This window comes from Streptomyces sp. 6N223, assembly GCF_052246635.1.
In the GTDB taxonomy this organism is placed as follows: Bacteria; Actinomycetota; Actinomycetes; order Streptomycetales; family Streptomycetaceae; genus Streptomyces.
This window is the reverse complement of record NZ_JBQQCA010000039.1, coordinates 1-14,197: the sequence shown is the minus strand read 5'-3', so window position 1 is coordinate 14,197 and position 14,197 is coordinate 1. Positions and strand designations below refer to the sequence as shown.

At 74.5% G+C, this 14,197-nt stretch carries 14 protein-coding genes; 3 read left to right on the top strand and 11 right to left on the bottom strand.

The genetic code is table 11. The features are described 5' to 3' along the window. The first annotated feature begins 99 nt into the window (after nucleotides 1-99). The gene (locus ACTWQH_RS22385; RefSeq protein WP_443288474.1) at nucleotides 100-1,113 is read left to right on the top strand and encodes a glycosyltransferase family 2 protein; all 1,014 of its coding nucleotides are present in this window, start codon (nucleotides 100-102) and stop codon (nucleotides 1,111-1,113) included. After that, on the top strand, nucleotides 1,110-2,501 hold the full coding sequence (locus ACTWQH_RS22380; protein ID WP_443288473.1) for a polysialyltransferase family glycosyltransferase: 1,392 nt from the start codon (nucleotides 1,110-1,112) through the stop codon (nucleotides 2,499-2,501). Before ACTWQH_RS22385 ends, ACTWQH_RS22380 begins: the two co-directional genes overlap by 4 nt. Before the next feature lie 18 nt (nucleotides 2,502-2,519). Here ACTWQH_RS22380 and ACTWQH_RS22375 read toward each other — a convergent pair whose 3' ends face one another. Continuing rightward, the gene (locus ACTWQH_RS22375) at nucleotides 2,520-3,473 is read right to left on the bottom strand and encodes a sulfotransferase family protein (RefSeq protein ID WP_443288472.1); all 954 of its coding nucleotides are present in this window, start codon (nucleotides 3,471-3,473) and stop codon (nucleotides 2,520-2,522) included. 90 nt (nucleotides 3,474-3,563) lie between these two features. Here ACTWQH_RS22375 and ACTWQH_RS22370 point away from each other — a divergent pair, with 90 nt between their 5' ends. Further along, nucleotides 3,564-4,361, top strand: a complete 798-nt coding sequence (locus ACTWQH_RS22370; RefSeq protein WP_443288471.1) for an SGNH/GDSL hydrolase family protein — start codon at nucleotides 3,564-3,566, stop codon at nucleotides 4,359-4,361. On the opposite strand, the gene ACTWQH_RS22365 is transcribed toward ACTWQH_RS22370, so the two are convergent. The 10 genes from ACTWQH_RS22365 to ACTWQH_RS22320 form a co-directional block, all read right to left on the bottom strand. Further along, nucleotides 4,358-5,992, bottom strand: coding sequence for a hypothetical protein (locus tag ACTWQH_RS22365; protein ID WP_443288470.1), 1,635 nt, complete (start codon nucleotides 5,990-5,992; stop codon nucleotides 4,358-4,360). The two genes, ACTWQH_RS22370 and ACTWQH_RS22365, sit on opposite strands and share 4 nt — an antisense overlap. An 87-nt stretch (nucleotides 5,993-6,079) precedes the next feature. After that, nucleotides 6,080-6,766, bottom strand: a complete 687-nt coding sequence (locus tag ACTWQH_RS22360; RefSeq protein WP_443288469.1) for a class I SAM-dependent methyltransferase — start codon at nucleotides 6,764-6,766, stop codon at nucleotides 6,080-6,082. A 321-nt stretch (nucleotides 6,767-7,087) separates the two neighbouring features. Continuing rightward, nucleotides 7,088-7,789, bottom strand: a complete 702-nt coding sequence (locus ACTWQH_RS22355; protein WP_443288468.1) for a fused DSP-PTPase phosphatase/NAD kinase-like protein — start codon at nucleotides 7,787-7,789, stop codon at nucleotides 7,088-7,090. 116 nt (nucleotides 7,790-7,905) lie between these two features. After that, nucleotides 7,906-8,961 carry a hypothetical protein gene (locus ACTWQH_RS22350; protein ID WP_443288467.1) on the bottom strand — a complete coding sequence of 352 codons (1,056 nt, stop codon included), beginning with the start codon at nucleotides 8,959-8,961 and terminating at the stop codon, nucleotides 7,906-7,908. Nucleotides 8,962-8,968: 7 nt separating this feature from the next. Further along, the gene (locus ACTWQH_RS22345; protein ID WP_443288466.1) at nucleotides 8,969-11,299 is read right to left on the bottom strand and encodes a PEP/pyruvate-binding domain-containing protein; all 2,331 of its coding nucleotides are present in this window, start codon (nucleotides 11,297-11,299) and stop codon (nucleotides 8,969-8,971) included. A gap of 80 nt (nucleotides 11,300-11,379) precedes the next feature. Next, nucleotides 11,380-12,060: an HAD family hydrolase gene (locus ACTWQH_RS22340; protein ID WP_443288465.1), complete on the bottom strand. Its 681-nt coding sequence runs from the start codon at nucleotides 12,058-12,060 to the stop codon at nucleotides 11,380-11,382. 78 nt (nucleotides 12,061-12,138) lie between these two features. Then, the gene (locus ACTWQH_RS22335) at nucleotides 12,139-12,372 is read right to left on the bottom strand and encodes a hypothetical protein (protein ID WP_443288464.1); all 234 of its coding nucleotides are present in this window, start codon (nucleotides 12,370-12,372) and stop codon (nucleotides 12,139-12,141) included. Nucleotides 12,373-12,554: 182 nt separating this feature from the next. Beyond that, nucleotides 12,555-12,734, bottom strand: coding sequence for a hypothetical protein (locus ACTWQH_RS22330; RefSeq protein WP_443288463.1), 180 nt, complete (start codon nucleotides 12,732-12,734; stop codon nucleotides 12,555-12,557). Then, a complete protein-coding gene (locus ACTWQH_RS22325) occupies nucleotides 12,712-12,804 on the bottom strand; it encodes a primase-helicase zinc-binding domain-containing protein (protein WP_443288462.1) in 93 nt (30 codons plus the stop codon). Before ACTWQH_RS22325 ends, ACTWQH_RS22330 begins: the two co-directional genes overlap by 23 nt. A 120-nt stretch (nucleotides 12,805-12,924) precedes the next feature. Further along, the coding region (locus tag ACTWQH_RS22320; RefSeq protein ID WP_443288461.1) for a D-alanyl-D-alanine carboxypeptidase family protein at nucleotides 12,925-14,197 on the bottom strand (1,273 nt) is incomplete at its 5' end.

The window sequence follows — 14,197 nt, the reverse complement described above, 5'->3', positions numbered from 1 at the left end:
GGGCGGACGCGCAGAGATTCCTGTTCCGTTGCCTAGCGTTCACCCGCGCTTCGGCTTGAGGACAGAACGGGAGACGGGCGGTTACCTACGATCACCTCAATGGTTGAACTCTCCGTCATCGTGCCGTTCTACAACGTCCAGGCCTACGCCCCCGAGGCGATCCGAAGCCTGCACGCCAATGCCTCTCCCGGCGTCGAATTCATCCTGGTCGACGACTGTTCCACGGATGAGACGCCCGGGATCCTCGAACGCGCCGCCCGCGACCTGTCCGGCGCCGTGCTCGTACGGCACGAGCGGAACGGCGGGCTCGCCACCGCGCGTAACACCGGGCTCGACCGGGCCAAGGGCCGCTACGTGACCTTCCTCGACGGCGACGACTGGCTGGCCCCGGGCTACTACCGCCAGCTCCTCACCGCCATCCGGGAGCTGGACTGCGACTTCCTGCGCACCGACCACGTCCAGTGCTCGGCCCGCGCCCGGACCATCCACCGCGTGCCGCTCGGGCGCCGCGGCGTGGCCATCAACCCCCGCGACGCCATCCTGCCCGCCGACACCCAGACCTCCGTCGACTACGCCTACGCCTGGGCCGGCATCTACCACCGCCGCCTCCTCGACCAGGGCCTGCTCCACTTCACCGACGGCCTGCGCACCGCCGAGGACCGGCCCTGGATCTGGCGGCTGCACCGCGAGGCCCGCTCCTTCGCCGTCGTCGGGCTGCTCGGCGTGTTCTACCGGCGCGGCGTCGCCTCCTCCCTCACGCAGATCGGCGACGTCCGGCAACTCGACTTCATCCGCGCCTTCGACCAGGTCATCGACGAGACCGCCCGCGACCCGGAGGCCGAGCGACTGCTGCCGAAGGCGGTGCGCACCTACTGCGCCATCATCGCCCACCACCTGAGCAATATTGAGAGGTTCGAACGACCCGTGGCACGCAAGCTGCGCGCGATGAGCGCCACCGCCCTCAAGCGCATGCCGCAGGACGTCCTGTCGCACACGCTGGACACGATGGACTACGAGCGCGCCGGGCGGCTGAAGTGGCTGCGCCGCCGCTTCGGCTCCGGGCCGTCCGGCGGCCAGGCCGACGCCCCACGTGCGGAGGCCGCCGCCCGATGAGCATCGCCGAGTCCCCCCGCCCCGCCAGGCGGCGTACGCAGATCTTCGTCGCCTCCACGCTCTACGGTGCCGCCACCCTGGCCGCCGCCCTCGACAGCGGGCTGTTCCCGGACGCCCGGCGCCGCCTGCTGCTGGTCTGCAACAACGCCACGAGCCCGGAGACCACGCCCTCCGTCGACGAGTCGCCCGGCTTCGAGCGGCTGCGCGGCCGCTTCGACGACGTGCTCTCCTGGAACGACGCCATCCGCCCCATGCACCCGGGCGCCTGGGAGCCGCGCGCCGGCGACGTGCCCATCTGGGAGCGGCACCTGCGGCTGCTGTGGCGGCTGGGCGACGACGACATAGCACTGATCCTGGAGTCCATCCAGGTCAACCCGTCCCGCGCGCTGGCGCAGCTCTTCCCCTCCGCGCCGATCGACGTGTACGCCGACGGGCTGATGAGCTACGGGCCGACCCGCAACAAGCTGCCCGTCCTCATCGGCACCCGCATCAACCGGCTGCTCCACCCCGAGCTGCTGCCCGGCGTACGGCCGCTGCTGCTCACGGAGTTCGGCGTGGCGCCGGAGACCGTGCCGACGACGGCGATGAAGAAGGTGCTCGCCGACCTCTCCGACGCCTCGCCCGGCGTCGCCATCCGCGAGGAGGAGGAGCCGCCCGCGCTGCTGCTGGGGCAGTACCTGTCCGCCCTCAGCATCCTCAGGGCGGAGGAGGAGCAGCAGCTCCACGTCGAGATGCTGCGCGGCGTCGCCGAGCTCGGCCACCGCCACGTCGTGTTCAAGCCCCACCCCACCGCGCCCCCGGACTGGACGCGGCGGCTGGCCTCCGAGGCCGAGTCGCTGGGTCTCGACCTCACCGTGCTGGACACGCCCGTCCTCGCCGAGGTGCTGTACGAGCGGCTGCGCCCGGCGATCGTGGTCGGCGCCTTCTCCACCGCGCTGCTGACCGCCGCCGTCTTCTACGGCCTGCCGGTCGCACGCGTCGGCACCGAGATGCTGCTGGAGCGCCTGACCCCGTACCAGAACAGCAACCGTGTCCCGGTCACGGTCGTTGACGCGCTGCTGCCGCCGCTGTCCGACACCAAGGCGGTGCGTGCCTGGCGGCCTCCGGCCGAGGACGAGACGGCGGACCGGCTGACCGGGCTGCTCGTGGCCGTCGGCTTCGCCATGCAGCCGCACATCTATCCGGACCTGCGCGCCGAGGCCGAGCGCTACCTTGCCAGGGATCTGAACGCCACCACCTGGCGCTACTTCAAGCGCAAGCGCCTCACCTCGCTGGCGCTGCCCGGCGCGGTGCCCCGGCGGCTGGCGTTCATCCCGCGCAACCGCACCGTGCGCAGCGCGGCGCGCAAGGTCCGTGCCCTGCAACGCCGCTTCGCCAGCACTGCCTGACGGGCACCCCCGGTGCGGTCAGCGGGGGTAGCCCCAGGCCTCGGCGATCCTGGTGAGCTGCGGCGACAGGCCCTCGTAGTGGTTGCCCTCGCGCGCCGGCTGGATCTTGCCCGACTTGATCTTCTCGCTCCAGTCGCCCATGTGCGGGCGGAAGGCGCCGTGGTCCTTCTGCCCGTACTCCAGCATCCCCTCCTCCCACTCCACGCCCAGGTAGTCGCAGATCTCGCGGGTGGTCTTGTCGGGGTCGGCGGTCAGCCGCTCGTAGGTCACCACGTGGCCGTCGAGTCCGGCCTGGGCCTCCTCGAGGGTCTCGGCGTACCGCAGCACCTCGGCGTGGATCGCCTCGAGGTCGGGGTCGGTGCGCCGGTTGACCAGCGAGGTCATGACCGCGCCGGGGTGGCGCAGCAGGAACAGGAAGCGCGCGTTCGGCCAGCACTCGTGCAGCCGCCGCCACACGAGGGTGTTGGCGGGCGTCTTGTCGACGATGATGTCCTTGCCGCTGCGCTCCAGCTCAACGTGGAGCACGCGGTCCCACAGCAGGTGCTCCAGCTCCGGCCGGTCCAGCTCCAGGCCCTTCATCGCCTCGGCGGTGAAGGGGCGGGTCAGGTTCACATGCAGCGTGCGCAGGTGCATCTCGTGCGGGGCGCGGATGCGGGAGTGGCTGTTCAGCAGCACGCGCAGCAGCGTCGAGCCGGAGCGCACGGAGGACAGGACGAAGACGGGCGAGTCGACCAGGCGCCCGGCGTGCGGCGCCACGTAGGCGGGCTTCTCCGGCTTCGCGGCCTTGGCGGGCTTGGCCGCCTTGGCGGCGGGCGCGGCCGGCTGCGCGGGCTTCGGCGCGGCCTGCGCCGGCTGCGGCTCCTTGACCTGACGCGGGGCAGAGGCGGCGGCCGCCGGGCTTCGTCGCGGCGGGCTGAACGCCTCCCTGATGAGCCTGCCTCGCCTCTTGAGCCCCTTGCTAACGGTCGTCACACGCACACCCTTACCTTCCTCGGAGTCGATGGGCCATTCCATGTGACGGCGGCAAACAGTAGGCATCGACGAGGTTACGATGAGGCGGCCATGGCACCTGAACCACGTATTCGCAGTTTTGTAGCGCTGGGCGACTCCTTCACGGAGGGCATGTCCGACGCCCTCCCGGTCGGCGGCTACCGGGGGTGGGCCGACCGGCTCGCCGAGCGGCTGGCCCAGCGGGCGGCGGAGGACGGAGACGGGTTCCGCTACGCCAACCTCGCCGTGCGCGGCAAGCTGATCCGGCAGATAGCGCAGGAGCAGGTGCCGCAGGCCGCCGCCATGCGGGCCGACCTGGTCACGTTCGTCGGCGGCCTCAACGACCTGCTGCGGCCCCGCTGCGACGTCGACCTCGTCTGCGACACGCTGGAGCGGTCGGTGGCGCGGCTGGCGCCCACCTGCTCCCAGCTCGTGCTCATGCGCTCCCCCGCCCGGCGCGGCCCGATCCTGGAGCGGTACCGCACCCGCCTGGCGCACCTGTACGCCTTCATCGACGCGCTGGCCGAACGCCACGGCGCGATCGTCGTCGACCTGTACGCCTCGCGGTCGCTGGGCGACCCCCGGATGTGGGCCGAGGACCGGCTGCACCTGACCGGAGAGGGCCACCGGCGGGTGGCCGAGGCCGTGTGGCAGCGGCTGGGCTACCCCGCCGCCGACGACGGCTGGGACACGCCGCTGCCCGCCGCCGTGCCGCCGCCCTGGACGGCGCGGCTGGGCGCGGACGTGCGCTTCGCCCGCTCGTACCTGCTGCCGTGGATCGGGCGACGCCTCACCGGGCGTTCCTCCGGCGACGGCCGCGCGCCCAAGCGGCCCGAACTCGCCCCGGTGGTCTACGAGGAGACGGCCTAGGATCCTCCCCCCGGGGACCCTCCCTCGGGAGGCGGGCACCGGGGCGGGCCGTCCCCGGGCGCGACCAGCCGCACGTCCTCGCGCCGGACCGCGAAGGTGTCCGGCGCCTCCGGGTCGGACGCGCGCTCCGGGTCCCACAGCCATATCCAGTCCTCGGAGCTGCCGAAGGACAGCACGGCGCGGTCGGCGGGCACCGGCCCGTTCTCCACGGGTATGGGGGCCTCGCCGATCGGCAGCACGCACACCAGCTCGCCCTCCAGGCCGAAGTACGACGAGGACGGGTCGCGCCCGTGCCGCGCCTCGGCCATCGCCTGCCGGGCCTCGGAGTTGGCCTCCTCGATGCCGAGCCCGATGGCGGTGAGCGCGTAGACCACCGACAGGACGAGGATGGTGACCACCGCGAAGAGGCGGTTGTCCCCCAGCGCCAGGTAGGCGTAGCGCATCCAGCCGAGCGCGCCGATGAAGAGCAGCGCGAAGGCGAGGGCCACGGCCAGGGGCTCGGCGGCCGCGGCGTAGTCGTACAGGCTCTCGGTGCGCCGCACCGAGCCGGAGGGTATGCCGAACGCCTCCAGGTAGACCGCGCGCATCAGTCTGCCCAGCCAGGCGACCATGGACCAGGCCACCGGTATGGCGACCGGCACCAGCCAGACCGCGTTCCGCGAGACCCAGGTCTGCCGCAGCGCGAAGTAGACCCCGGGGAGGCCGAGGAGGATCAGCCCCGCCAGCAGCCAGGCGCCGACCGGCCCGCCCAGGCCCGAGCCCTCCGGGGGCTGGTTCCCCGCCGTCAGCCAGCCCATGAGCCCCAGGAGGCCGGACAGCAGCAGGCCGACGGCGGCGCGCGCGGGCGGCCGCAGGGGCTCCCGCCAGCGCAGCGACGAGAAGACGGCGGCCGACAGCAGCAGCACCCCGAGCGGCACGCCGAGCACGAGCCCGGACGCCTCGCGCACGGCGTACCCGCTGCCCAACGCCGCGAGCAGCGCGGCGATGAAGCGCGCCATCTCCGGGGCGGACGGGCGGTCGGTGCGCCGCCGGGCGGCCTCGTCCTCGTCCTGCGGCGGGCGCGGCAGCAACTCGTGCTCGGCCGTGGCGAAGCGGTGGCCCGCCAGGCGCCGCCCGCCCAGCTCCCGCTCGATCTCCGCGCGGGTGAGCGAGACGGGCAGCCGCAGCAGCCGGTGGGTGTCCCGGCCGCCCGCCCGCGCCCACAGGCGGTGGAGCGGCCCGTCACCGGCGGGCCTGCGGATCACGCGGTAGGTGACGCGCTCCTCGGCCGGCACCGTCACGAGCGCGGCGTCGCGCACCCACAGCGCGAGCTTGTGCCGCTTGGCCAGGGTCTCGACTATGCCCCGCGCGGCCCGCTCCGCCCGCCACCGGGCGCCGTTGAGCCGCATCTCGACGACGAGCGGCCGCCTCGGCCCGGGCCCCGGCGACCCCGGTGGCCCCGGCGACCCCGGTGGCTCCGGCGCCTCACCCGGCCGCGGCTCGCGCACCGGCCAGCCGCGCTCCTCCAGCAGCCCGCGCACGAGGGCCACCTCGTCGTCCTCGTCCACGACCTCGACCAGCACGAGAACCCGCTGCGTGAACGGCCGCTCCGGCCGCTCCGGCGCCCCCTCCATGGCCCCACGCCCCCTCATCACCCACCGTGACTCCCTGTTACCCCGACCATACCGGGCCGGGGTGACAATCAGTCACGACGTGCAGCGGCGGCATTCGGCCAGGCGTTACGCCGGCGGGGGCGGGTGGGCGGCGGCGCCGCGGAAGACGAGCAGGTAGCGCCAGAACAGCAGCCTGCGGAGGCGGTGTCCGGGCAGCAATGCCGCCGCCTCCCGGCGGATTTCCGGCAGCGACATGAGCGGCGCCGTCACCGGGGCCCTCACCGGCGCCGCGACGGCTCCCTGCTCGAGGGCCCCCCGCCCCCGCCCAGCGGCGCCGGGCGTCGCGCGGGCCCTCTCGCCCACGGCGACGCCGAGCCGCGCGGCGGCGTTGACGGGCACGGCCGTCAGGCTCCACGCCAGGTCCGCGACGGTCGTCTCCCGATAGCAGCCGAGGATCGCCAGGACGCCGCCGGGCGCGAGCGCGTCGCGCAGCGTGGCGACCGTCCCGAAGGGCATGTGGTGGAGGCTGGCCAGGCACGAGATGAAGTCGTAGCGGCCCGTAGGGAGTCCGGTCTCGGTGACGTCCGCCTGCCGGAAGCGCGGGCGTCCGTCGGCGTCGCTCCCCTCCGACAGCGCGCGGGCCCGGGCGATGACCTCCTCGGAGCGGTCGATCGCGTCGACTTCGACGCCCAGCCCGGAGAGGCGCCGCGCGAAGCGGCCGGTCCCGCAGCCGACGTCCAGCGCCGTCGCGCAGCCGGGCGGCATCTGCCGCAACAGCAGGCGGTGGTAGTGGTCGTTGTGGTCGAAGGACATGGCCCGACCCTGTCACATGGCGGCCACACGGCGGCGCCCGCGGGCGCCAGCCCAGGGCCAGCCCGGGGGCTGGGGGGAACGGTGCTGGCCCTGGGAGGCACCGACACCGCGCCGCGGCGGTTCGCCGGCTCCATTGCCGGCTGGTGTTCGCTGCTGCTGCTAACTGCCGTGACACGGCGAGTCGTTACACCCGCGAGACTTCCGTCTCCCAGCCCACTGGGGAACGTACCAGCGACCCGGCGCGCCCGTCCAGACTTCCGAACCATGTTCGATATGCCGAACAATCGCGCCGACTTCAGGCCACCGGCTACCGGCTACCAGCTACCAGATGGAGGCGCTGATGCGCCGCGGCGCGTCGAACAGGCGGCTGACCGCCTTGACCGCCGTCGGCGGCTGGTCCACGTGGTCCTGATCGGCCGTCATCACGTAGTACACCTGCTCGATCGACGGCGGCCCCACGGCCAGCGTCCGCAACGCCGCCTGCCGCGAGCTGGCCTGGTCGGTCTCGACGAGGTACGCCGCGCTCATCGACCCCGTGCGGCCCACCCCGGCCCCGCAGTGGACGAAGACCGGGCCCGGGGACTCCCGGACCGTCTCGATGAACTGGTCCACCTGCGCGTTCGTCGGCGTCTGGCCGTCCCGGATCGGCATCCGCACCACGTCGAGGCCGGCCCGCACGGGCTCGGCGAGCTCATGCGCCGACATGTCCTCGGCCCTCAGGTCGACGACGGTGTGAACGCCGCGTTCCGCCAGCTCCCGGTACCCCTCGACGCCGGGGGCCGAGCCGCGCCAGACCTTGTCGTCCACCTGCTCGAAGTGGTTGATCCCGGCGACGTTCTCGCCCGAGGAGTAGTGCTGCCCGGCCCAGGCCGAGGCGCCGAGCATGCCCAGCACGACCGCCAGCCACAACACGGTGTAGCCGAGTGCGCAGATCCCGAGCACCTTGGCCGCCTTGCGGAGGAACGGGACCAGCCGTTCGCGGAGGGGGAGCGCGAGCGGGGTCTGGGCTGGGATCGAGGACACGTCATCACCGCCTGAAGGTGGTCGGGGGGTCGCGCCACGCTAACCCGGTCCACGCCACGCTGAGGGCGAAACGTCCTCCTTGTGGTCAAGCACACAGATCAACGCCGTGGGGCGGGTCACCGCTCAGCTTGCGTGCCCACGGGCGGTGCCTGGCCCTCGCCCAGCACCCGCGCCAGGGCCCGGTTGGCGGTGGTGTCGTTGAGGCAGCCGCGTAGCCGCTTCAGGTCGTGTTCGGGCAGCCCGGGCCGCAGCAGGCCCGCGAAGACGCCGCGATCCAGCCGCGCCAGCGCCACGCGCTCGCGCGGCGCGGAGGTGGAGCGGTGGCAGGTCGCCCACAGGTCGTGGGCGGCCTGGGCGAGCGCCTGCGGGTCGCCCGCGTCGCCGCCGCGCAGCTCGATACGGAAGACGACGGTGCTGGCGGCGGAGGCCGGGGCGGGCTCCGGGCGGGTCTGGGTGGCGTCGGAGACGACGTCCACCGCCGCGACCCCCAGGACCGCCGCGGCCAGCGCGGCGAGGCCGAGGACCATGGCGCGCAGCGGCCGGGCGGGCGGGATGGGCGGCTGGTCGGCCAGGTCCCGGCGCGGCGGCGTGGTGGCGTACGTGCCGCCGAGACCGGCGGCGGGCGCGCTGGCCCGGCCGCGGGGGTCGCCGGGGCCGCTCGGGCCGCTGGGGCCGCTGGGGCCGCCGCCGAGGATCCCGCCGGGCGGGGCGGCCAAGGTCGCCAGCCGCCCGGCCAGCCGCCGCTCCGCGCCCGCGCGGGCGCTCACCCCGGCGATCCGCTGGATGACCACGGCCACCATGGAGAGCGCGGCCCCGGCCGCCACCAGCACCGGCACGAAGACGTACGTGCCGGTGCCGGTGGGCGGGCCGCCTCGCTCGCCCAGCCAGCGGAACGGCTCGGGGGACGGCGGGCGCGAGGCCTCCAGGCGCCGCAGCACCTCCTCGGCGCGGGCGTCCGCCTCGGCCAGCCGCCGCTGGAGCCGGGCCACCCGGCCCAGGACGACGGCGGTGGCGAGGAAGACCTCCAACACCAGAAGCAGAACGCCGCTGATCAGGGCGCGCTGCCACTCCCACCGGTAGAGGTAGACGACGACGTAGACGGCGGCAGCGGTGGCCGACACCGTCCCGAGGGCGTAACCGAGCCACCCCAGGTACCGCGCCGCGTGCCTCATGCCACCCTCACCGCCTCGACGCGCGCCCCGAGCGGGACGCACGACGACCGGCCGAGCCGGGCGCCTCGGGAGCCTCGGGCGCTTCAGGAGCTTCGGGCGGGGCCTCCGCGTCCTCGGCGCCCGCTGGACTCGCCTGGGCCTCGGGGCTCGTCTGGTCCGCCGGGTCCGTCTGGTCCGCCGGGTCCGCCGGGTCCGCCGTCCCGCCCGAGGGCCGCTCGCGCGCCGCGGGCTCGGCCGGCTCCGCGGTCTCCGCCGAGGCGGCCGCCGGCTCCACCGTGCCCGTCGAGCCGTCCACCGTGACCCCGGTGCCGTCGGGAAAGCGCTCCAGCGCGTCCGGGACCCCGACCACCGTGGGGATGCGGTGTTCGCGGGCGAGGATCGCCAGGTGCGACAGCACGCTGCCGGTCTCCGACACCAGCCCGGCCAGGCCGGGCAGGGCGGGTGCCAGAACCGGGTCGAGGGCGCGGACCACCAGCACGGCGTTGCGGGGGCGCTCGCCGTCGCCGCCGTGCCAGGCGGTGCCCGTCGCGAAGCCGCCCCCCGCGCCCTGGCCGCCCGGGGCGCCGTGCCCCGGGCGTTCGGCGATGAGGCTGCCGTCCTCGGCGAGGCGGAACGCCGCGGGCAGGGGCGGCGTCTCCGGCCTCGGCTCGCGCCGGTCGAGCCCGGGCGGCGGCCCGGCGCCGCCCTCCAGCGCGGCGGCCAGCTCCGGCCAGGTCAATACCGCCAGCCCTCTCAGCGCCTCGTGCTGCCCCGCGGCCGTCAGCCGGGCGGCGTACTCCCGCACCATGCTCGCCTGCATCTCCTGCACCCAGCGGATGCGGAGCCGCAGCCCTTCGCGGGGCGGCAGCGCCGCGACGCCGCGCGGCGCGCCCGTCCAGCCGGTGCGCTGTGGCAGGGACGGACGCTCGCCCAGCGCGCCGAGCGTCGGGGGCAGCAGCGCCAGCAGCACCGGATGCCGGGCGATCAGCCGCTCCGCCTCGCCGCCGTCACCGCCGCGGCCCGCCTCGCCGCCGTCACCGCCGCGGCCCGCGCGCTCCCGGCGTTCCTCGGCGAGCACGGCCATGGCCTCCCCGGCCGCGGTGGTGCCGCCAGCCGGGCTCCGCAGCAGCGCCCCGGCCAGCGACTCCTGCGCGTGGAGCGAGGAGAGCACCTCGCGGCCCCAGGCCAGCGCCGCCAGGAGCTGGCTGCCCCGCAGCACCCCCGGCGACGGCAGCTGGGCCAGCTCCCGGTCCACCTCGGCCATCAGGTCGGCGGCGAGCATCGGCAGCGCGGCGCGCAGCCGCCCCACCCGCCACGCGGCCGAGGTCCGGCGGGCGCCGGGCAGCGGGTTGAGGGCGCTGAGCACGGGGTGGGCGGCGGGCACGGCGCCCAGCAGCCGCAGGTCGGCCACGGCGCGGCCACCCACCGTGGTCACCGGCGGCACCGCGCGCAGCAGCCGGCGCGGCGCGCTGCCCGCGATGTCCAGCGCGCGGGTCAGGCCGTGCGCCATGGGCACGAGCCACAGCTCCTCCTCCAGCGGCTGGAGTACGCCGGGGAAGGTCTCGGCCACCGGGCCCGGCCCTAGCAGGCGGGCGCCGCGCGGCGCGTGGGCGGCCATCGCCGTGATGGGGCGCGACTGGAACAGCCATAGCCGGTCCTCGTCGTCGAAGCCGAACTCGATGTCCTGCGGGGCCCCGAAGGTCCGCTCGGCCTGGCGGGCCAGCCGCGCCAGGCGGGCCAGGCGGCGGTGGGTCAGCAGCCGGGCGCGGCGCGGCTCGGGCGGGTCGGTGTGGAGCAGGCGGCCCAGGCGGGTGAGCTGGTAGCGAACGCCCTGGGCGCCGCCGCCGACGAGGCGGTCGGGTCCGCCGCGTACCGCGCTGATCAGGATGCGGTCCTCGCGCCCGGCGACCGGGTCGGCGCCGAACATCACCCCGCCCACGGTGGCGCGCAGCATGGGCTGCACCAGCACGGCCATCTCCGCGCCGGACGCCTGGACGCGGCGGACGGCGGCGGTGAACGCCTCCCAGCCGCGCACGTCGAGGACCGACAGGAAGCGGCCCGCCATGGCGGAGGTCTGGGCGTCCTCGCCCGCGGCGGAGGAGCGGACGACGAGCGCGTCGTGGGACTCGGCCAGGCGGCGCCAGGCGCGGCGAAGCGGCTCGGGGCCGGTGGGGGCGCCGGGCGCGCGGTCGGCGGGGACGAGGGCGAAGCCGGGCAGCACGGGCAGGCCCGCGGCGTGCGCGCGGGCGAGGTTGGCCGCCTTGGCGCCGGTCAACGCGGTGTCGCCGGCCGTGGCAACGGTCAGGCCGTCGTCGCCGGCCAGCGGCACCACCGCGAGCCGTTCCGCGTCTAGCCCCACGCGCCAAGCCTTCTGCGGGCCGGGCCGGCCCGCCACCGGAACCGGCGATCGGGTGACGGGCGACGCCCCCGGCAGGGGGGTCAGTACGGCGCGCTGTTGAGGTCCTGGATGTTGCCGATGAGCTGGCGCAGCGAGGTCAGGCGCATCGTCGGGAACAGGGCCGCGTCGGGGTGGTGCTGGTGGATGACGCCCCACGGGCCGCGCACGATCAGGGCGGTGTGCAGGCCGGTCGCCGCGGCCGGGCGGACGTCGTGGTCGAGGCGGTCGCCGACGTAGAGGATCTCCTCGGGCGCGGCGTCGCCGCCGAGGCGTTCGGCGACGCGGTCGACCAGCTCCGTGAAGAACCGCTGGTCCGGCTTTGCCACGCCCCACTCGCCCGAGGTCCCGGTCAGGTGCACGTGCCCGGAGAACATGGTCCGCAGCACCGTCCCCATGCGCGCCGTGTGATTGCCCGCGATGCCGAGGAACAGACCCGCCTGGCGCAGCTCCTTCAGCGAGAGCCGCACGTCGGGGTAGAGGTCGTTCTCGCCGTACCACTCGGCCTCGCCGCACGCCTCGCGCTTGGCGCGCTCCTCTTCGAGGTCGAAGCCGGGCCGGAAGACCTCGAAGGTCTCGCGGTGGTCCCGGCCCTGGGCGACGAGCGCGCCGAACTGCGCGGCGAAGGTGTGGCGTGGAACGCCGAGCCAGTCGGCCCAGCCACCGAACTCCCGCGTCTGGTCAATCACACACTCACCGATGCCGAACACCACAGCGCGGATCATGGCCCGCAGCGTATAGAGCGCGGCGGCAACGGCGAAACCGGGGGTCGCATCACCCGTTCGGGTGAACCATGGCCGGGGTTACGGGTGGAAGTGGATATCTGCCGACACGGTGACGTGGTCGAGGACGTGCTCCAGGGGGTCCTCGACCTGACCGATCCTGATCAGCGCGAACTGCGGCCCGAGCCGCGCGTTGTCGCCGTAGCTCTCGTCCGCGCTCGCCGCGCCCGCGCCCAACGCCGACGCCGCGCCCGCCGTCAGCGCCACCGCCGACCACCGCGCCCAGACCCTCACCCTCGCCCGGCTGCCGTCCACCCCGCACCACTCCTCGCCGTCCGGTCACTGATCACCGATCACCGATCACCGCTTCGGTGTCTCAGTCGGTTAATCAGCAGGACGCCCAGAAGGTTACGGTCTCAGCTGCTGTTATTACCTTCAGTCGAGAACGGTCGAGGCCCGGACGCCGACGATCGCCAGTCGGTCCACATCTGACGGGTCTACAGCGGAGGCCGGTAGTTCTCGGCCTTGTCCAGGATCGCGGTGAACCGCGCCCATTGCGCGGCCGCCTCGTCCGTCGGGCCCACGGTGAAGTCCTCCGGGTCGAGGAAGTCCAGTCGCTCCCGCGTGGCCGGGTCCAGGTCCCGCCACGCCGCCTCATCCTGCGGTGACCGCGCCACAGTCGTCGCACACCCAATTGCCGTTGTTAAGTCTGTGACCGTTGCTCGACCCGCATGATGGACATTCCACAGGGCTGCCCCCTCACGCATCCCTAGCTGTCGAGACCACTGACTGTAGCGTGCGACGGCCCGGCACGGCAGACCGAAGGGCCTTTCGTGCCGGGCCGTCGGGCCGTTCGGGCGACCGGCGTTACCCGAGTCGACGCAGCCGGGCCGCGAAGCCGGGCTCGCCGAGCTTCTCGGCCAGCTCCACGGGCACGGTCACGCCGCCGTCGTCGTTCCCCAGCCGCAGGTCGCCGACGCCCGTCCCGGCGTCCGCCGTGTGCGGGATGCCGTCCTCGGCGGCGGCGAGCTCGACGCCGACCTCCAGACCGGGCCAGCCGAACGCCGTCACCTCCTCCGCGACCCTCACCGGCGTCTCGCCGCCGAGCCCGTCGTCCACCTGCCCGACCACCTCGCCGGAGGAGAACACCTCCGCCGAGGTCAGCTCCTCCTGCGCGAAGTCGATCAGCGTCTGCCCGGCGTTGAGCGCCTCGGTGAGGATCGAGTTGTCCTCGGCGGCCGGGGGCTGGCCCAGCACCGCTCCCAGGATCAGCTGCCGCTCGCCGTCCACCTCCTGCTCGGCTGCGAAGAGCAGGCAGCCGCCCGCCGCCGAGGAGGTGCCGGTCTTGATCCCGATCACGCCGTCCACCGGCACCAGGTAGTTCCAGTTCCCGTGCTCGACGCCGTAGCTGTCGGTGTAGCCGGAGACGCCCACGACCTCCCGGAAGACCGGGTCGGCCATCGCGGCCTCGGCCAGGCGCACCTGGTCGGCGGCGGTGCTCACGGTGCCCGAGTCCAGCCCGCTGGGGTCGGTGTAGGTGGTGTCCTCCATCCCCAGCTCGGCGGCGGCGTCGTTCATCTTCTCGACGAACGCCTCTTCCGAGCCCGCGTCCCAACGCGCCAGCAGCCGGGCCACGTTGTTCGCGGAGGCAATCATTATCGCCTGCAACGCCTCGTGTTGGCTGATGCTGTCGCCTGCCTGCACGTCCACCGTGGACTCGCCCTCGGTCTCGCTCAGCCCGGCCTCCTCCTCGGCCACCTGGTCGATGGGGATGGCCGGGCCCTGGGCGCCCGGCTCCAGTGGGTGGTCGCGCAGGATCACGTAGGCGGTCATCACCTTGGCCACGGAGGCGATGGGCACCGGCTCCTCCCCGCCGGAGGTGCCGAACGAGCCCACGCCGTCCACGCCCAACGCCGCCTGCCCGGTCTCGGGCCACGGCACGGTGGGCGTTTCACCCTCGAAGGTGAACGTCTCGGCCGCGGCCAGCTCCAGGGAGGGGTCGGGCAGGGGGCGCAGCGCCTGGGCGGTCGCGAGGGCGACCAGCAGCAGGAGGACGAGCGGCGTGTAGATCTTGAAGCGGCGCACGGTGTTGCGCCAGGGGGTGGGCGGTGGCGGGGGCCGGTTGGTCAGGGCGGCGAGC